Below are 18216 nucleotides of genomic sequence, written 5' to 3' on the forward strand. Positions count from 1 at the left end.
GGGGGGCCGGGTCAGCAGCCCCGGGCCGTCGGGGTGGTGCGGCGGGAGCGGCGCAGCGCCAGGGCCGCGCCGCCCAGGGCCAGGGCGCCGACGCCCAGCCCGATGCCGGCGGCGGCCGCTCCGCCCGCCGCGGCGGAGGCGGGCCCGGCCGCCCGCGCCCCGTCGGCGGCGTCCGCTCCGGCCCCGGCCGGGGCGTAGCCGCCCGCCTTGCCGCCCTTGGCGTACGCCGAGCCCGGCAGCTTGTCCCCGTAGGCCGCCGCGACCCGGGCACGGTACGCGCCGAGGGTCACCCCCCGGTCTCCGACGGCGCGTACCGCGTCCTCGTCGAGCGGGAGCACCCGCCCGCCTCCGGCGACGTACCAGGCATCGATCTGCGGTTCCCGGAACACCGTGCCGCCGGGCAGCTTCGCCGCGCCGAGCCGGGCGTAGCGGAACTCGTCGTCGCCGGTCGCGATGTTGACCACCTGCCAGCCGGCCTCGGTCCTCGCGGTCCACAGGGCGGCCCGCTGGCCGTCGGAGGAGACGGCCTGGCCGGCCATGAACTCCAGCCGGGCCACCGGTGCGCCGGGCTTCCCGGCGACGAACTCCGGGGAGAGGTAGTGCACCGGTACCACCTCGGGGGCCACCTCGGGGCGGGCGGCGGCGAGGCCGACCCTGCCCTCGCGGGCGAAGAACCGGGACAGGGTGGCCAGGGTGGCGGGCGAGCCGGCCGCCTGGCGGGCGGCGGTGCGCACCTCGGCGGTGGCGGTCTGCGGCTGCGGGACGGGGGCCGCGGCGGTGGCGGTCGGGGCCAGGGCGAGTACGGCTGCCAGGGCGGCGGTCAGTGCGCCGGTGGCGGCGGCTGCGCGGAGGCTCATGGCGGTCACGCCCCGATCCGGTAGAGCGAGTGGGTCCAGGAGAAGGTGTTGTTGTTGACGTACCAGGCGTGCGAGGCCCAGTTGTAGCGGTCGCTGGAGGGCCACGGGTCACCCCAGTAGACCCAGCTGTTCGCGGTGTCGTAGCCGTAGAGCACGTGCATGTGGCCGCCGCCGTTGGACCACTGGATCCGGGTCTCGACCGGCCGGTTGGCGTTGATCTCGGTCTGCACGGTGGAGTACTGGAGCCAGCCGTTCACATAGGAGCCGGGGTTGATCCCGGCCCAGCGGAGTCCGGTCTGCACATTGCCCAGGGTGGCCTGGTTGTTGGGGCACTCGGTGCCCTGCTGGCGGTTGAAGGAGGCGTTGCAGAACTGGTTCTGGCTGTAGCCGCGGCCGAACCAGGTGGCGATGGTGTTCCCGCCGGCGGCCCAGCACCAGTTGGTCTTCTGCTGGGCCTGCATGGTGATGTTCAGCCGCTTGGCGGCGAGGGCGGCCGCGGGCGCCGCGGGGTCGGCGGCCGCGGTGGCGGCGGTGGTGCGGGCGGCGGTACCGGCATCGGCGGCGGTCGCCGTTCCGGCGGGCAGTGCGAACAGCAGGGCGGTGACGAAGGCGGCCAGGGAGAGCCGTCCCTTTCGGTTGCGCATCGCGTTCCTCCCAGGGGGGAGTGGGGGTGGAGGAGCGCGTCCGGACGCTGTCCAGGAGCATCGTGGTGTTGTCGGGGCCCGGTCAACACGCTTCAATACGCGGTGACATCGCGGTGTGAACGGCGGGACCGCGGTGTGAACGCCGGTCGTCCTTTCACCTGGACCACGGGCGCACCGGCGGAACCTCCCGCACCGTCCGGCGTGAACGTTCACCTGAGGAGCCGCCATGCACCCCACGCCTCCGACCGGCGGGCCGGCCGGGGCCGGGACCACGGCCGCCGGCCCGGATCCCGCCGATCTCGAACAGCTGCTCAGGGCCGGCCCCTTCCACCTGGCCCTGCGGGCCGCGCTGGCCGCGCGCGGACTGCCGCTGCACCGGGTGCAGCACCGGCTCGCCGCCCGCGGCATCAAGCTGGGGGTGACCAGTCTCAGCTACTGGCAGCAGGGCGCCCGCCGGCCCTCCCGCCCGGAGTCCCTCAAGGCGGTCCGGGCGCTGGAGCGGATCCTGGAGATCCCGGCCGGCTCCCTGGTCCGGCTGCTGTCCCGGTCGGACGGCTCCCCCGAGCCGGTCCGCCCGTCCGGCCGGCCCTACCGCACCCTGGTGGGCGTCGGGGAGGTGGTGGAGGCACTGCTCGCCGGGATGGAGCTGCCCACCGACGGCGGACTGCACACCCTCGGGCACCACGAGCGGGTGCGCATCGGGCCCCGCCGCGAGCTGGAGGGCCGCGACTCCCAGCACGTGGTGCGGGCCCACCGGGACGGGGTGGACCGCTATCTCGCCATCCACCAGGGCGATCCCGGCTGCGATCCGGCCCGGGTGCGGGTCCGGGCGGCGGAGAACTGCCGCACCGGCCGGGTCCGCTGGGACCCGGACAGCGGGGTGGTGGTGGCCGAGCTGCTGTTCGACGCCCGGCTGCGCAGCGGGGACACCCATGTGTTCGGCTACGGCTTCGAGGACGGCACCGGCGGCCGCAGCAGCGAGTACGTCCGCGGGTTCAGCTTCGCGGGCGGGCAGTACGTGCTCCAGGTCCGCTTCGACGAGGCGGCCCTGCCGGTGCGCTGCGCCCGGTTCGGGCAGGCCGGGCCGGGCGGGCCGCGGACCGGGCTGGCGGACCTCACCCCGTCCGGCCGGCACCGCAGCGTGCACCTGGTGGAGCAGGGGGTCCGGCGGGGCATCCTGGGGATCGGCTGGGACTGGGAGTGAGCGGGGCCCCTGGGCAGGGGCCGGTGCCGTCGCCGGTGCCGGTCGGAGTGGGGCCGGTCGGGGTGGGGGCGGTCAGCCCGCGATGAGTTTGCCCGCCTCGGCGCGGACCGGGACGGCGGGCAGCGGGGTCTCGGCGGGACCGCTCAGCACCTTGCCGGTGGCGGCGTCGAAGCGGCTGCCGTGGCAGGGGCAGTTCCCCTGCTGGACCCCCTCGCTCTCCACGATCTTGTCGAGGACGCATCCGGCGTGCGTGCACTGGGCGCTGAACGCCTTGTACTGGCCCTCCGCCGGGCAGCTGACCAGCAGCTTCCGCTCCCGGTAGAGCTTGGACCCGCCGACCGGGACCTCGGAGGCCGGTCACAGTTCCACCGGGGCGGTCGGGACGGCGGGGGTGCGGCCGCCGCTGTTCCCGGCGGTGGAGCAGGCGGAGAGGCCCGCTCCGGCGCCGACGGCCCCGGCGAGGGCGGCGGCGCCCTTGAGCACGGTACGGCGGGCGGCGGGCTGCGCGGACATGGCGTGTCTCCCAGAAGCGGTACGGGTGGTGCGGGCGGTACGGGTGGTGCGGGCAGTGCGGGTGGTGCCGGTGCTGCTTCCGAGCCTACCGGCGGGGGCCCGGACCGCCCCGGCCGGTATAGGTTCCGGATGTGATCGTCGTCGGTGGAGAAGCCCTGATCGACCTGGTACCGCTGGACCGGCCGCCGGGCGCCCTGCTGCCCCGGCCGGGCGGCGGCCCGTACAACACGGCGCTGGCCCTGGGCCGGCTCGGCGCCGGGACGGCCTTCTGTTCGAGGGTGTCCACCGACGGCTTCGGCGAGACCCTGCTGGCCGGGCTGCGGGCGGCCGGGGTGGACCTGTCGCTGGTCCGGCGCGGACCCGAGCCCACCACCCTGGCGGTGCCCTCGCTGGCCCCGGACGGCTCGGCGGCGTACGGCTTCTACACCGAGGGCACCGCGGACCGGCTGTTCACCCTCCCGGACCGGCTGCCGGCGGCGGCCCGGGCACTGGCCCTGGGCACCTGCTCGCTGGTGCTGGAACCGGGCGCGAGCGCCTACGAGGCGCTGCTGCTGCGGGAGTCCCGGCGCGGGCTGTTCACCCTGCTGGACCCCAACATCCGGCCCGCGCTGATCGCGGACCCGGAGGCCTACCGGGCCCGGTTCCGGTCCTGGCTGCCCTACGTGTCGGTGCTGAAGCTGTCCGAGGAGGACGCCGAGTGGCTGGGCGGCCGGCCCGCGGACTGGCTGGCGGCGGGGGCCTCGGCGGTGGTGCTGACCCGGGGCGCGGCGGGCCTGGCGGTGACCACCCGGACCGGCGAGGAGCACGCGGTGCCGGGGGTCCCGGTCCGGGTGGTCGACACCATCGGGGCCGGGGACACGGTCAACGCGGCGCTGCTGTACCGGCTGTCCGGGCCGGCCCCGGACGACTGGCCGGCCGCCCTCGCGTTCGCCGCCCGGGCCGCGGCCCTGACCTGCACCCGGGCCGGAGCGGAGCCTCCGCTTCTGGCGGAGCTGTAGCGAACCACCGGCGCGGCTGCGGCCGGCCGTGCGTCAATGCACTGCTGACCTTCGTCGGACCGCGGTCCGACCGTTGCCCTGGGGGGCCCATGAGACTCACGGTGTTCGGTGCCAGCGGCGGGGTGGGCCGGGAGGTGGTCCGGCAGGCCGTGGACGCGGACCACGAGGTCACCGCGGTGGTCCGGGATCCGGCCCGGCTGGAGGTGCCGGCCCATCCCCGGCTGCGGGTGGCCACGGTGGCCGACCTGACCGACGCGGACGCCCTGGTACCGGTGCTGGAGGGGCGGGACGCGGTCCTGTCGGCCCTGGGCGCCGGCACCAACAGGCGGGCCAAGGCGGCCCCGGTGACCGGCCCGGCGGCCCGGGCGCTGCTGCCCGCCATGGGCCGGGCCGGGGTGCGCCGGCTGTCGGTGGTGAGCGCGGCCCCGGTGGGCCCGGACGTCCCGGAGGACGGGGTGCTGACCCGGGCCGTGGTGCTGCCCCTGCTGCGCAGGGCGCTGCGGGAGCTGTACGCCGACCTGGCGGTGATGGAGGAGGAGCTCACCGCCAGCGAGGGGGTGGACTGGACGGTGATCCGCCCGCCCCGGCTGCTGAACCGGCCGCGCACCGGCCGCTACCGGCGGGTGCTGGACGGCAATGTGCCGGCCGGCCGCTCCATCCCCCGCGCCGATGTGGCGGACGCGCTGCTCCGCTCGCTGACGGAGTCCTCGTACATCGGCCGCGCGGTGGGCATCGCCACCTGACCGGGCGGACCGGTCAGGCCGCGCCGCCGTCCGGGCCGGACGGCTGCCCGGGCTGCTCGGGCTCTGCGGGGGCCGCGCCGGCCCGGTCCCGGCTGATCTCCCGCAGATACGCCAGGGCCTGACGGCGCGGCACCTGGCCCAGCAGCCGGTGCTCGTGGAACCCCCGGCGGGCCTCGTTGCGGGCGTTCACCAGCGCCTCGGCCCGCCAGACCAGCAGAGCCGTGAACGCGAGGGCGGCCACCAGCCACCAGGGGGCCCGGGCCGGCAGGTCGGTCCACGCGAGGACGGCGGTCGACAGCCCGGCGAGCGGGGCGAGCAGTCGGGCGGCGGTCATGTGCGGCTCCTCGGAGGTGGGACGGCTGTGGACGGCGGGCGGCGGGCGGTCCTCGGTGGATCCGCCAACAGTTGCCGCGGACAAGCCCGTTGGGCGTACAAACGGCGCGCCGATGACCAGGATGGGGAGCAGCACCCCTGCCCACCAGGGATGACCGGCAGCCGTGAACGGGTGAACACAGATGAACGGCCCGTGGACGAGGAGAGCGGATGGCAGTACCCGCGGGCTTCCGGCCCAAGGGCCCCCAACGGCCCGATCCGGCGGCGGCCACCGCCGAGTCCCGGCCCTGGGTGGTACTGATGCGCCGGGTCCACGACGAGCTCTACGAGGCCCTGGACCCCGCCGAACGCCCCACGGTCACCGCCCTGGCCGAGGCCTCCCACCTCAGCCGCTCCTATGTCTCGGAGTGCTTCTCGGGGAAGCGGCGCCCGCTCCTCGGCCCGTTCCTGGCCATGGTGTCGGCGCTGGGCGGCGACCCGGCGGAGTGGGAGTCCCGCTGGCACCGGGCCGATGCCGCACCGGATCCGGCCGACCCCGCCGAGGAGCCCGCTCCCCCGCTGCCGGGGCTCACCGACCCCGATCCGGACCCGGTCCCGGACCCGGCCGCCGGGACGGGAGCGGACGGCGGCCCGGGCCCGCACCGGCACCCGCTGCGCCGGCATCCCGTCCGCCGGCTGCTGCGGACCCTGCTGGACCGGCTGCTGATGCTGCTCACCTGGCCGGGCCGGATCCGCCGGGACAGGGCCGCCGTACGTCTGCGCCGCCGGCTGGTGAAACAGGTCCGGGACCGGACCGCCGTGGAACTGGGCCGGGCCGAGGCCCACCACTACCTCCAGCCCCGGTTCCTGATCCTGGTGGAGCAGTCGGAGGAGAGCCCGGGGCGCGGCCGTCGCGGCCGCCGGGCCCGGCGGGCCGAACCGGTGCCGGTGCCGACCTCGGTGACCAGCGTCCGCGCCCTCTACGAGGACACCGACGACCTGGTGGTGCTCGGCAGACCCGGCATGGGGAAGACCACCCAGCTGGCCCGGCTCGCCCACCGGCTGGCCGCGGAGGTGCTGGCGGGCCCCGACGAGGACCGGCCCCCGTACGTCCCGGTCTTCCTGCGCCTGGACACCTACCGGGGCGAGCCCTTCGAGGAATGGCTGGTCGCCGCGATGAGCCGGCAGTACACGGGGGTGTCCGGGGTGCTGGTGCGGACCTGGCTGAGCGAGCACCGGCTGCTGCCGGTGCTGGACGGGCTGGACGAGGTGCCGGAACCCGACCGGGCCCGATGCGTGACGGAACTGCGGCGGCTGCGCCGCGTCTGCCCCGGGCTGGCCGTCGGCTGCCGCACCGACGAGGCCGACCTGCGCCGGCTCGCCTTCTCCCTGCGGTCCCTGCGCTACGTGGAGATCCAGCCGCCCAGCCGGCAGGACGTCCAGGACTTCCTGTCCGCAGACCGGAAGGCCCTCGCGGACGTGCACGCCGCGCTGGAGGAGGATCCGGACCTCTGGACGCTGCTCCGGTCACCGATGATGCTCGGCTTCATCCGGGTCACCTACCGCAACCGGCCGGCCACCGACCTCCGCGCGCCGGGCAGTCTCGCGGAGCGCCGGGGCCGAATCTTCGACGCGTACGTCCGGGAGTGCCTGCGCCGCGAGCGGCCGCGGCCCGACGACTCCCCGGAGCGGACGCTGACCTGGCTGACCTGGCTGGCGCGCACCCTCACCGAGCGCGGGGAGCACGTGTTCTACCTGGACCGGCTGGACCTGGACTGGCTGTCCCGGCGGGAGCAGCTGGTGCCCCGGATCCTCCCCAATCTGGCCATGTCGGTCTGCGCGCTGGGGCTGCCCGTGCTGTGGGTGGCGGCGGCGGTCAGCGCCGGGGTGCTGCACACCAGTGTCGCGGGCGCCGCGGCGCTGGCCGCCACCATGACGATCACCTGCGCGGTCACGGCCTACCACTCGGAGCAGGGTTTCCTGCGGGCCGACGAGGCGGGCGAGGACTCCTCCCGCGGGGCGGTGGCGGGGCCCGTGGCGGCCACCGGGCCGCTGATGGTGTTCCTGGTGTTCCTGCTGGTCGGGGTCGGCAAGGTCGATCTGATGGCGCCGGGGCCGGTGGTGGTGGCTCTGGCCTTCCTCTGGGTGTCGGTCACCCAGATGGAGGCGGGCTTCACCGAGGTGTTCCAGCCGGTGGAACAGCTGCGGTGGACCTGGTGGCGGACGGAACGGATGATCTATCCGGCGGCCAAGTTCAGGATCGTCCGCGGTGCGCTGACCGTGGTGGTGTTCGCGGCCATCGAGTGCCTGCTCGGCTATGTGGTCCATCTGCTGAGCCCGGAGCCCCGCTGGCTCGGTCCGGCGGCGGCCGCGCTGCTCGGCCTGGTCTATCTGCTGGGGAACAACTTCGAGCCCTCGCTGCAGGACCGGCGGCCCCGGCCGAACGAGGGGATCCGCCGGACGGTCCGCTTCTCCCTGGTGCACGGGTTCGCGGGGCTGGCGGTGGCCGCCCTGGGGCTGTTCACGCTGATCGCCCTGGCCTCGCCCGGCCATGACCTGCGCCGGGCGGGTTACGCGGCGATCCTGCTGGGCGTGCTGTTCGCGGTGGTGCGGGGCTTCCGGTTCGGCGGTCTGGCGGTGCTGCGGCACTGGAGCATCCGGGCGGTCCTGGCCCGCCGGGGGCACACCCCCTACCGTCTGAGGCGGTTCCTGCACACGGCGGAGGAGCGGGTGCTGCTCTACCGGACGGACAGCGGGTTCTTCTTCCCGCACCGGCTGCTCCAGCTGCATCTGGACACCCCGGTGGAGCGGCTGCTGCCGCGCGTCGCGGCGGGGCAGGAGCCCCGGCCCGGCACGGCGGCCGGACCGGGGGCTCCCGGGGCCTCCGTCTAGGCCTTGCGGGCCCGGGTGGTCCCGGTGGCCTTCTTGGCCGGGGCCGCCTTCTTGGCCGCGGTGGTCTTCTTGGCCGCGGTGGTCGCCGCGGTGGCCTTCTTCGCCGCGGCCGTCTTCCTGGCCGGGGCCTTGGCCGCGGTGCTCTTCCCGGCCGCGGCGCGGCGCGGTGCCGGGACCGCGTCGGAGACCCGGTCGGCGCCGAGGACGTCGCGGAGGAACTTGCCGGTGTGGCTCTCGCCCACGGCGGCCACCTCCTCCGGGGTTCCCTCGGCGACCACCAGTCCGCCGCCGTAACCGCCCTCGGGGCCCATGTCGATGACCCAGTCGGCGGTCTTGATGACGTCCAGGTTGTGCTCGATGACCACCACCGAGTTCCCCTTGTCGACCAGCCCGGACAGCACCTTGATCAGCTTCGAGATGTCCTCGAAGTGCAGGCCGGTGGTCGGCTCGTCCAGGACGTAGACGGTCCGCCCGGTGGAGCGCTTCTGGAGCTCCGAGGCCAGCTTGACCCGCTGGGCCTCGCCGCCCGACAGGGTGGGCGCGGACTGGCCGAGCCGGACGTATCCGAGGCCGACCTCGTGGAGCGTCCGCAGGTGGCGGGCGATGGTGGGGACGGCCTCGAAGAAGCCCAGGGCCTCCTCGATCGGCATGTCCAGCACCTCGGCGATGGACTTGCCCTTGTAGTGGACCTCCAGGGTCTCCCGGTTGTACCGCGCCCCGTGGCAGACCTCGCAGGGGACGTAGACGTCCGGCAGGAAGTTCATCTCGATCTTGATGGTGCCGTCGCCGGAGCAGTTCTCGCAGCGGCCGCCCTTGACGTTGAAGGAGAAGCGGCCGGGGAGGTAGCCCCGGACCTTGGCCTCCATGGTCTCCGCGAACAGTTTCCGGACGTGGTCGAAGACCCCGGTGTAGGTCGCCGGGTTGGACCGGGGGGTCCGGCCGATCGGCGACTGGTCGACATGGACCACCTTGTCGACGAGGTCGTCGCCGTCCACCCGGGTGTGCCGGCCGGGCACCGTCCGGGCGCCGTTGAGCTCCCGCGCCAGGTGGGTGTAGAGGATGTCGTTGACCAGGGTGGACTTCCCGGAGCCGGAGACCCCGGTGACCGCGGTGAGCACACCGAGCGGGAAGGACACCGAGATGTCCCGGAGGTTGTTCTCGCGGGCGCCGTGCACGGTGAGCCGGCGGGCCGGGTCGGTGGGCCGGCGGGTGTCCGGGACGGCGATGGTCTTCTTGCCCGAGAGGTACTGGCCGGTCATCGACTCGGGGTTCTTCAGCAGCTCCTTCAGCGAGCCGCTGTGCACCACCTTGCCGCCGTGCTCGCCGGCGCCGGGGCCGATGTCCACCACCCAGTCGGCGACCTTGATGGTGTCCTCGTCGTGCTCGACGACGATCAGGGTGTTGCCCATGTCGCGGAGCCGGACCAGGGTCTCGATCAGCCGGTGGTTGTCGCGCTGGTGCAGGCCGATGGAGGGCTCGTCCAGCACGTAGAGCACGCCGACGAGGCCGGAGCCGATCTGGGTGGCCAGCCGGATGCGCTGGGCCTCGCCGCCGGACAGGGTGCCGGCCGCGCGGTTCAGCGAGAGGTAGTCCAGGCCGACGTCGACCAGGAACTTGAGCCGTTCGTTGACCTCCTTGAGCACCCGCTCGGCGATCTTCTTGTCGCGGGCGTCGAGGCGGAGCTCGCCGAGGAAGTCGGCGCATTCGCTGATCGACATGGCGGAGACCTCGGCGATGGACTTCTCCATCACGGTCACGGCCAGCACGATCGGCTTGAGCCGGGACCCCTCGCAGGTGGGGCAGGGCACCTCGCGCATATAGCCCTCGAAGCGCTCCCGGCTGGAGTCGCTCTCGGCCTCGGAGTGGCGCCGCTTGACGAACGGCACGGCTCCTTCGAAGGCGGTGGTGTAGGCCCGCTCGCGGCCGTACCGGTTGCGGTAGCGGACCTCGATCTGGGTCTTGTGGCCGTAGAGCAGGGCCTTCTTGGCCCGCTGGGGCAGTCCGGCCCAGGGGATGTCGGTGCGGAAGCCGAGCTCGCCGGCGAGGGCCCCGATCAGCCGCTGGAAGTAGTCCTTGGTATGGCCCAGGGACCACGGGGAGACCGCTCCCTCGTCGAGGGACTTGTCCTCGTCGGGAATGATCAGCTCCGGGTCGACCTCCATCCGGGTGCCGATGCCGGTGCAGTCCGGGCAGGCGCCGAAGGGGGAGTTGAAGGAGAAGGAGCGGGGCTCCAGCTCCTCGAAGGAGAGGTCGTCGTAGGGGCAGTAGAGGTGCTCGGAGTACATCCGCTCACGCTCGGGGTCGTCCTCGGCGAGGTCGACGAAGTCCAGGATGACCATGCCGCCGGAGAGGCCGAGGGCGGTCTCCACCGAGTCGGTGAGCCGGCGCTTGGCGCCCTCCTTGACGGTGAGGCGGTCGACGACCACCTCGATGGTGTGCTTCTCCTGCTTCTTCAGGGTCGGCGGCTCGGAGAGCTGGACGGTCTCCCCGTCCACCCGGGCCCGGCTGTAGCCCTTGGTCTGGAGGTCGGCGAAGAGGTCGACGAACTCGCCCTTGCGCTCCCGGACCAGCGGGGAGAGCACCTGGAAGCGGCTGCCCTCGGGGAGGGCGAGCACCTTGTCGACGATGGCCTGCGGGGACTGCCGGGAGATCGGCCGGCGGCATTCCGGGCAGTGCGGCTTCCCGATGCGGGCGAAGAGCAGGCGGAGGTAGTCGTAGACCTCCGTGATGGTGCCCACGGTGGAGCGCGGGTTGCGCGAGGTCGACTTCTGGTCGATGGAGACGGCCGGGGAGAGGCCTTCGATGAAGTCGACGTCGGGCTTGTCCATCTGGCCGAGGAACTGGCGGGCGTACGAGGAGAGCGACTCGACGTACCGGCGCTGGCCCTCGGCGAAGATCGTGTCGAAGGCCAGGGAGGACTTGCCCGATCCGGACAGCCCGGTGAAGACGATGAGGGAGTCGCGGGGCAGGTCGAGCGAGACGTTCTTCAGGTTGTGCTCGCGAGCGCCACGAACGATGAGACGGTCGGTCACGCCGGTCCGCACCTTTCTTGGAGAGGGTGGGGGCACGGGCCCCCGTCCCAAGGGTATGGGGGGCGGCTCGGCATCGGATGGGGTCTGGACTGAGTCAGGACTTCCGAGCGTATAGCACGTGCATTCGAATTCCGGCACTCGGCCGGGTGCTTCACCCGAACGTGTGGTGCGGGCTAGGGTCGGGCCATGATTGATCATGTGCACGACCTGCACGTCCTGGGCGAGGCCACCGAACGACTGCTGACCGCGGCCGGGAAACTGGACAACGCCGCACTCGCCTCCCGGTCACACCTCCCGGGCTGGACCCGCGGCCACATCCTGGCCCACCTGGCCCGGAACGCCGACGCGCTCGTCAACGTCCTGGAAGGCCGCCCGATGTATCCGAGCGCCCAGGCCCGGGACACCGACATCGCGCGCGACGCCGGCCGTCCCCTGGAAGAACAGCTGACGGACCTCAAGGATTCCTGGAGCCGGTTCCGGACCGCCGCCGAGGCCCCCCAGGACTGGTCCCGGACCGTGGAACTGCGCAACGGGGTCACCGACAGCGCCTCCCGGGTGCCGTTCCGCCGCCTCGTCGAGGTCGAGCTGCACCACGTCGACCTGGCCGTCGGCTACGAGCTCGCCGACCTGCCGGCCGAGTTCACCGCCCGGGAGATCGAGTTCCTCGCCGACCGCTGGTCCGGCCACCCGGGGGTGCCGCCCACCGCGCTGGCCGCGGACGACGGCCGGACCTGGCACACCGGCCCGGCCGGCGAGCCCGCGGTCACCGTGACCGGAACCCCCGCCCAGCTGCTGGCCTGGCTCTCCGGCCGCGGCGACAAGGGCGACTCCCTCCGCACCGCGGGCGGGCCCCTGCCCGAGCTGCCGCCGCTCTAGGATTGCGGTCATGACGTACAGCGGAGCGGTCAAGGTCGGCGGTCCGGCCGACGTGCATGAACTCCCGGACCTGATGATTTCCAAGGTCGCGGTGGGCTCGATGAACAACAACGCCTATCTCCTGCGCTGCCGGGCGACCGACGAGCAGCTGCTGATCGACGCGGCGGCGGAGCCGGAGACCCTGCTGTCGCTGATCGGCGACAGCGGCATCGCCTCGGTGGTCACCACCCACCGGCACGGGGACCACTGGGGCGCTCTGGCCGACGTGGTCGAGGCGACCGGGGCCCGCACCTACGCGGGCGCCTTCGACGCGGAGGGCATCCCGGTGCCCACCGACGTCCTGGTCGCGGACGGGGATACCGTCCGGGTCGGCCGGGTGGAGCTGACCGCCCGGCACCTGGTCGGGCACACCCCGGGCTCGATCGCGCTGGTCTACGACGACCCGCACGGCCACCCGCACGTGTTCACCGGCGACTGCCTGTTCCCCGGCGGGGTCGGCAACACCTGGGGCGACCCGCAGGCCTTCGTGAACCTCCTCGACGACGTGGAGGCCAAGCTGTTCGGCGAGCTGCCGGACGAGGCCTGGGTCTACCCGGGACACGGCAACGACACCACCCTGGGCGCCGAGCGCCCGCACCTCGCGGAGTGGCGCGAGCGCGGCTGGTAGCCGGCACCGGCCGGATTCGACCGCCGGACTCGACCGCCGGGATCGCGGATGGCGCGATCCCGGCGGTCGTGCGTCAACCCCGCGCTACGGTGCACTCCCTTCCGGTAGAGGAACACCGTTCGCCCGCGCCGGCGGACGGGAGGGGGTAAGTGGAGCACCATGCGCGATGATCGCTCCCCGTCCATGCTGCGGCTGGCCCTCGCCTCGCTGGCAGGCACCGCCATCGAGTTCTACGACTTCTTCGTCTACGGCACGGCCGCCGCCCTGGTGCTCGGCCCCCTGTTCTTCCCCACCTTCTCCCCGCTGGCCGGCACCCTGGCCGCCTTCGCCACCTTCGGCGTCGGCTTCGTGGCCCGCCCGCTGGGATCGGCGGTCTTCGGCCATATCGGCGACCGGTACGGCCGCCGGCCCGTCCTGCTGTTCTCGCTGCTGCTGACCGGTCTGGCGACCGTCGCGGTGGGCTGCGTCCCCACGTACGGCAGCATCGGCGCCGCCGCCCCGGTGCTGCTGGTGGCGCTGCGCTTCCTCCAGGGTTTCGGGCTGGGCGGCGAGTGGGGCGGCGCGGTGCTGCTGACTGCCGAGCACGCCCCGGAACGGCGGCGCGGCCTGTGGGCCAGCTTCCCCCAGATCGGCCCGGCGGTCGGGTTCCTGCTGGCCAACGGCATGATGCTCGGGCTGTCGGCGGGACTGAGCGAGGCGCAGTTCGCCTCCTGGGGCTGGCGGGTGCCGTTCTGGGCGGCCGGACTGCTGGCCCTGGCCGGCCTGTGGCTGCGCCGCTCGGTGGCGGAGACCCCGCAGTTCCGCGAGCTGGCCGAGCGGAAGGACACCGCGAGCGCCCCGCTGGCCGAGGTGGTGCGCGGGCACTGGCGGCTGCTGCTGCTCACCGGCGGGGCACTGGCCGTGGGCTACGCGGTGTTCTACGCGGTGACCACCTGGTCCCTGGCGTACGCGACCGAGCACCTGCGGATGGACCGGACGGTGGTTCTGGCCTGTGTGATGGCGGCGGTGGCCCTCAAGGGCCTGGTGACCCCGCTGGTGGCGCTGCTCGGCGACCGGTACGGGCGGCGGCCGCTGTGCCTGGCCGGCTGTCTGGCCTCGGCACTGTGGATGTTCCCGCTGGTGGCCCTGCTGCGGACGGCGGACCCGCTGCTGATGACCCTGGGCTTCACCGGGGCGCTGTTCGCCATGGTGACCATGTTCGCGGTGGTGGGCGCGTATCTGCCGGAGCTCTACGAGCCCCGGATCCGCTGCACCGGCGCCGCCGTCGGCTACAACCTGGGCGGGGTGCTGGGCGGGGCACTGACCCCGCTGGTGGCGACCGCGCTGGCGGACGGTTCGGGTCCGCCCTGGGCGGTGGCCGGATACCTCACCGGGATCGCCCTGCTCAGTCTGGCCTGCTTCGCGCTGCTCCCGGAGACCCATCCGGTGCTGGTGCGGGAACGCACGGGAGCGGGGGCGGCCGAAGCGGCCGCCCCCGCGTGAGCCCCGGAAGGGCCCGTGGTCGTGCTGGTGGTCAGGCGTCCACGCCGCGGTCGGCGGGGGCCGTACCGGCCGCTTCCAGCTCGGCCTTCTCCTGCTTCCTGGAGGCCATCAGGCTGGTGATGGTGGTGACCACCAGGACACCGCAGATGACGCCGAGGGAGACCGGGATGGAGATCTGCGGGACGTGCACCCCGGACTCGTGCAGGGCGTGCAGCACCAGCTTGACGCCGATGAACCCGAGGATGATGGAGAGGCCGTAGCTGAGGTGGACCAGCTTCTTGAGCAGTCCGCCGATGAGGAAGTACAGCTGGCGCAGACCCATCAGGGCGAAGGCGTTGGCGGTGAAGACGATGTACGGGTCCTGGGTGAGGCCGAAGATCGCGGGGATCGAGTCCAGGGCGAACAGGATGTCGGTGGTGCCGATGGCGAGCATGACCACCATCAGCGGGGTCAGGACGCGCTTGCCGTTCTGCCGGATGAAGAGCTTGGTGCCGTGGTAGCGGTCGGCGACGCCGAACTTCTTCTCCACGGTCTTCAGCAGGCGGTTCTCCTCGAACTCCTCGTCGTCCTCGTCCTTGCGGGCCTCCTGGATGAGCTTCCAGGCGGTGTAGATGAGGAACGCGCCGAAGATGTAGAAGACCCAGGCGAAGCTGGAGATGATCGCGGCACCGGCCGCGATGAAGATCGCGCGGAGCACCAGGGCGATCAGTACGCCGATCAGCAGCACCCGCTGCTGGAGGTGTGAGGGCACCGAGAACTTCGCCATGATCAGGACGAAGACGAACAGGTTGTCCACGCTGAGCGACTTCTCGGTGATGTAGCCCGCGAAGAACTCTCCGGACGCCTGGGCGTTGCCGAAGACGAGCAGGCCCACGCCGAAGATGGCGGCCAGGACGATCCAGACGATCGTCCAGATGCCCGCCTCCTTGATGGAGACGTCGTGCGGTTTGCGGCCGATGAAGAAATCGGCGCCGATGAGGATGCCGAGACCGACGATGGTCAGCACCCAGAGGGTCAACGAAACGTCCACTACTTCCACGCCTCCGGCAGATGGCTACGGCACTAGGTCAGCGTCATCGCTGCCGGAGGTCTCTTCCACCCGGGCGGCCGGACGGCCGTGGGCCGGCGCCCCGGGACCGATGATCACTCGATCACGGTCCGTATTGACGGGAACGCCGCGCAGGAAATAGCAGGAATACTCCCCTCCGCGGTCCCAAGAGTAACCTCCCGGGCGGCAAAAGGTAAAGGGAATCCCAAGGGCTGGTCTGCCGATGGTCACGAAGGCGGGCGGCCGACGGGCCGTGGGTGGTGGGCGGGGCCCGCCCGGTCACCTCCCCTGGGTCCGCCGGATCTGCGCCACCGCCGAGAGGACCTGGTCCAGGACCGCGCTGCCGGCGGGCGGCAGGGCGGGCAGGAAGGTCCAGGCGTGTCCCACCCAGGGGTCGGCGAGATGGTCGTCCGGGACCGGGGAGAGCCGCATCATGGACCGCCAGAGCGGGTCCAGCAGCGGCCCGTACGCCGAGGCCTCGTCACGGTCCGCGACCATCAGCAGATGGACCCCGACCCGGGGCCCCTCGTCGGCCAGGTACCGCAGCCGGGTGACGGCCCGGTCGTCGAAGCCGTGCGGGAAGTCGTGGACCAGCAGCAGCTGGTCGGCGGTGTCCAGATCGGGCGGCAGGTCCTCGGGGGCACCGGCCCGCAGGGCCATCTGCACCAGGTCCACCCGGCGGGTGAGCCCGTCCAGGGTGCGGGCCACGGCCTCCGGTCCGGCGGCGGGCGGGGCGGCCAGCACCCCGGCCCGGACCAGCGGCGCCAGCGCCGCGGCCCCCGCCCCGGCCGCGTCGATCACCTGGACGGAGAGGCGGCCGGCCGGGTGCACGGCGAGCATCCGCGCGATGTGCGCCACCGCCGCGTCCAGCGCGGCCCGGCGCAGCCGGTCGGTGTCCGTGGCCATCGCGGCCTCGGAGCCGGTGCGGCCGTTGTCGATCCAGAGCCCGCGCTCCATCGGGAGCCGGACGAGCATGGGGACGGTGAGATCGGGGCTCTCGGGCAGCCGGAGGCCGCCGAGGCGGACCGCCATCGGCGCCTCCTCCCCCGGCCCGGGCACCCGGTGGGCGTGCCAGACCGGGTTCTCCCAGCCGGCGTACGCGGCGGGCAGGGCCGGTTCCACCACCTCGGCCTCGGCCTTGAGCTGGGCGAGGTCCCGGTCGAGGACGGAACGGGCCCGTTCGACCAGCTCCTCCCTGCGGGCCAGTGCCTCGTCCCGGGCGGTGTTGCCGGTGCCGCCCAGCCGGTGCCGGGGGTCGGACAGCAGTTCGTCGAGTTCGCGGTCCATCCGGGAGTCGGCGAACTCCACGGCGCCGCGGTAGGCGGCGACGGCCCTGGCCAGGTCCTCGAACATGCCCCAGACCTGGTTGTACAGGCGCTCGTCCAGGCTCCAGCCGGCGGCGTCGCCGGCCACCGGCCGGGGTCCGCCGGCCGGGGCGCCGGGGGTGTTCCCGCCGAGGGTGCCGGGGGCCGTGCCGGGCGCGGCGGCCGGCGGTTCGACCGGCGGCGGGGGCGGCACGGGCCGGGACCGCCGCGGATGCGCGTAGTCGATGGGGGACGGCCCGGTGGACACGCCCTGGGGGACGGTGTCCCCGGCGGGGGCGGGGACGCCCTGGTGCGGGGTCCCCGAGAGGGGCACGGCCGGGGTGACCGGGGTGACCGGCACGGCCGGCGGGACCACCGGGACGGCGGGGAGGGTCGGCGGGGCGGCGGTGGGCATCGCCGCCAGGGTGATGTCGCCGGAGGGCACCAGCCCGGTGGCCACCGCGGCGATCGCCTCGGCCTCCGGGGCGGGCAGCCCGCCGTCGGTCAGCAGGGCGCCGAGCCCGCCGGCGTATCCCTGGCCCACGGCGCGCACCTTCCAGGCCTGCTGCCTGCGGTAGAGCTCCAGGGCGACCACGGCGGTCTCGCTGTCCAGCCCGGTGAGGGTGAACCCGGCGATCTCGTCCGCCTCGGACCCGTCCGGGCCGGCGGGCGGGGCCACGCTCACATGGGAGGCGGGCACCGCGCCGAAGGAGGCGGGGCCGCCGGGCGGCAGCACCAGCAGCACCCGGATCTGAAGGGCTTCCGCCGGCACCGCGTCGAGGTCGACCTCGATGCGGTGCCGGCGGCCCACGGAGTCCGGGACCCGGAGCCCGGGCAGCACCGGGGCTCCGGGGTGGGCCAGCGCGTCACGGCCGGTGAGCCGGCCCCTGTCGTCCACGGTGGAGGCCAGGGCCAGCAGCGGTGTGCCCGCCGAGACCCTGATCTCCACCCGGCTGCCGGACAGGGGGTGGTTCTGCCCCCGGACCAGTTCGGCCGTCATCGTGCAGCCCCTCCCCCGTTGTCGCGCTGTCGTCCTACACGTGTGCGGCGATGGCCGGCAGCAGGTCCTGGAAGGTGCGGCCGTTGGCCGCGCTGCCCAGGGCCGTCATCTGCCAGCCGGAGCCGACCCGGTGCACCTTCGCCATGATCTGCGCGGTGTACTGGCCGCCGCCGTCGAGGGTGTACCGGGCCAGTTCCTGGCCGTTGGTCTCGTCGACGATCCGGCAGAACGCGTTCTGTACTTCCTGGAAGGTCTGGCCGGTGAACGAGTTCACCGTGAAGACGATCTGGTCGATGTGGACCGGAACCCGGGCCAGGTCGACCAGGATGGCCTCGTCGTCGCCGCCCTGGCCGACACCGCCGACCAGGTTGTCGCCGGTGTGCCGGACCGAGCCGTCGTTGCTGACGAGGTGCTGGAAGAACACCACGTCCTGCGGCTCCTTGCCGGCGAACAGCACCGCCGAGGCGTCCAGGTCGATCTCCCGGGTGCGGGATCCGAAGAGTCCGCGCCGCTTCGCCGCCTGCCAGCCGAGGCCCATCCGGACCGCCGTCAGGGTCCCCCCGTCCGACTTTTCGAGGCTGATGGCCTGGCCCTTGGTCATGTTGACCGTCACGCGCTGTCCCCTCTCGTTCGCCACCTACCCG

The 18216-nt window shown here is 73.6% G+C and carries 14 protein-coding genes and 1 pseudogene; 7 read left to right on the forward strand and 8 right to left on the reverse strand.

Annotated elements, in window-relative coordinates:
* Positions 1-11: 11 nt before the first annotated feature.
* A complete protein-coding gene (locus tag ACZ50K_RS00590; RefSeq protein WP_468895516.1) occupies positions 12-866 on the reverse strand; it encodes a hypothetical protein in 855 nt (284 codons plus the stop codon).
* On the reverse strand, positions 863-1501 hold the full coding sequence (locus ACZ50K_RS00595) for a papain-like cysteine protease family protein (RefSeq protein WP_468895519.1): 639 nt from the start codon (positions 1499-1501) through the stop codon (positions 863-865). The genes ACZ50K_RS00590 and ACZ50K_RS00595 overlap by 4 nt, the downstream gene beginning before the upstream one ends.
* A 226-nt stretch (positions 1502-1727) precedes the next feature.
* Here ACZ50K_RS00595 and ACZ50K_RS00600 point away from each other — a divergent pair, with 226 nt between their 5' ends.
* Positions 1728-2705 (forward strand): hypothetical protein, encoded by a 978-nt coding sequence (locus ACZ50K_RS00600; protein WP_468895522.1) that lies wholly within the window; start codon positions 1728-1730, stop codon positions 2703-2705.
* Between the two features lie 72 nt (positions 2706-2777).
* On the opposite strand, the pseudogene ACZ50K_RS00605 reads toward ACZ50K_RS00600, so the two are convergent.
* Positions 2778-3218 (reverse strand): annotated as a pseudogene (locus ACZ50K_RS00605) (Rieske (2Fe-2S) protein).
* Positions 3219-3349: 131 nt separating this feature from the next.
* Between ACZ50K_RS00605 and ACZ50K_RS00610 the strand changes: the two are divergent.
* Together ACZ50K_RS00610 and ACZ50K_RS00615 are read left to right on the forward strand one after the other, a co-directional pair.
* Positions 3350-4216, forward strand: a complete 867-nt coding sequence (locus ACZ50K_RS00610) for a carbohydrate kinase family protein (protein WP_468895525.1) — start codon at positions 3350-3352, stop codon at positions 4214-4216.
* 89 nt (positions 4217-4305) lie between these two features.
* On the forward strand, positions 4306-4959 hold the full coding sequence (locus tag ACZ50K_RS00615) for an NAD(P)-dependent oxidoreductase (RefSeq protein ID WP_468895528.1): 654 nt from the start codon (positions 4306-4308) through the stop codon (positions 4957-4959).
* Between the two features lie 13 nt (positions 4960-4972).
* Here ACZ50K_RS00615 and ACZ50K_RS00620 read toward each other — a convergent pair whose 3' ends face one another.
* A complete protein-coding gene (locus tag ACZ50K_RS00620) occupies positions 4973-5293 on the reverse strand; it encodes a hypothetical protein (protein WP_468895531.1) in 321 nt (106 codons plus the stop codon).
* Between the two features lie 209 nt (positions 5294-5502).
* Here ACZ50K_RS00620 and ACZ50K_RS00625 point away from each other — a divergent pair, with 209 nt between their 5' ends.
* A complete protein-coding gene (locus tag ACZ50K_RS00625) occupies positions 5503-8163 on the forward strand; it encodes an NACHT domain-containing protein (protein ID WP_468895533.1) in 2661 nt (886 codons plus the stop codon).
* On the opposite strand, the gene uvrA is transcribed toward ACZ50K_RS00625, so the two are convergent.
* The gene (gene uvrA / locus ACZ50K_RS00630) at positions 8160-11195 is read right to left on the reverse strand and encodes an excinuclease ABC subunit UvrA (protein ID WP_468895536.1); all 3036 of its coding nucleotides are present in this window, start codon (positions 11193-11195) and stop codon (positions 8160-8162) included. The two genes, ACZ50K_RS00625 and uvrA, sit on opposite strands and share 4 nt — an antisense overlap.
* Positions 11196-11381: 186 nt before the next feature.
* Between uvrA and ACZ50K_RS00635 the strand changes: the two genes are divergently transcribed.
* The 3 genes from ACZ50K_RS00635 to ACZ50K_RS00645 all read left to right on the forward strand — a co-directional run bounded on the left by ACZ50K_RS00635 (position 11382) and on the right by ACZ50K_RS00645 (position 14220).
* Entirely contained in the window at positions 11382-12071 is a 690-nt protein-coding gene (locus ACZ50K_RS00635; RefSeq protein WP_468895539.1) for a maleylpyruvate isomerase family mycothiol-dependent enzyme, read from the forward strand.
* Positions 12072-12081: 10 nt separating this feature from the next.
* Entirely contained in the window at positions 12082-12738 is a 657-nt protein-coding gene (locus tag ACZ50K_RS00640) for an MBL fold metallo-hydrolase (protein ID WP_468895542.1), read from the forward strand.
* Positions 12739-12921: 183 nt separating this feature from the next.
* Positions 12922-14220 carry an MFS transporter gene (locus ACZ50K_RS00645; protein ID WP_468897135.1) on the forward strand — a complete coding sequence of 433 codons (1299 nt, stop codon included), beginning with the start codon at positions 12922-12924 and terminating at the stop codon, positions 14218-14220.
* Positions 14221-14251: 31 nt separating this feature from the next.
* Here the strand turns inward: ACZ50K_RS00645 and ACZ50K_RS00650 are convergent, their stop codons facing one another.
* The 3 genes from ACZ50K_RS00650 to ACZ50K_RS00660 form a co-directional block, all read right to left on the reverse strand.
* A complete protein-coding gene (locus tag ACZ50K_RS00650) occupies positions 14252-15250 on the reverse strand; it encodes a TerC family protein (RefSeq protein ID WP_468895545.1) in 999 nt (332 codons plus the stop codon).
* A 297-nt stretch (positions 15251-15547) separates the two neighbouring features.
* Positions 15548-17572: a TerD family protein gene (locus ACZ50K_RS00655; protein WP_468895548.1), complete on the reverse strand. Its 2025-nt coding sequence runs from the start codon at positions 17570-17572 to the stop codon at positions 15548-15550.
* A 34-nt stretch (positions 17573-17606) separates the two neighbouring features.
* Positions 17607-18185: a TerD family protein gene (locus ACZ50K_RS00660; protein WP_468895551.1), complete on the reverse strand. Its 579-nt coding sequence runs from the start codon at positions 18183-18185 to the stop codon at positions 17607-17609.
* Positions 18186-18216 lie beyond the last annotated feature (31 nt).

The sequence above is a fragment of the Streptomyces sp. NPDC033845 genome (assembly GCF_055576225.1).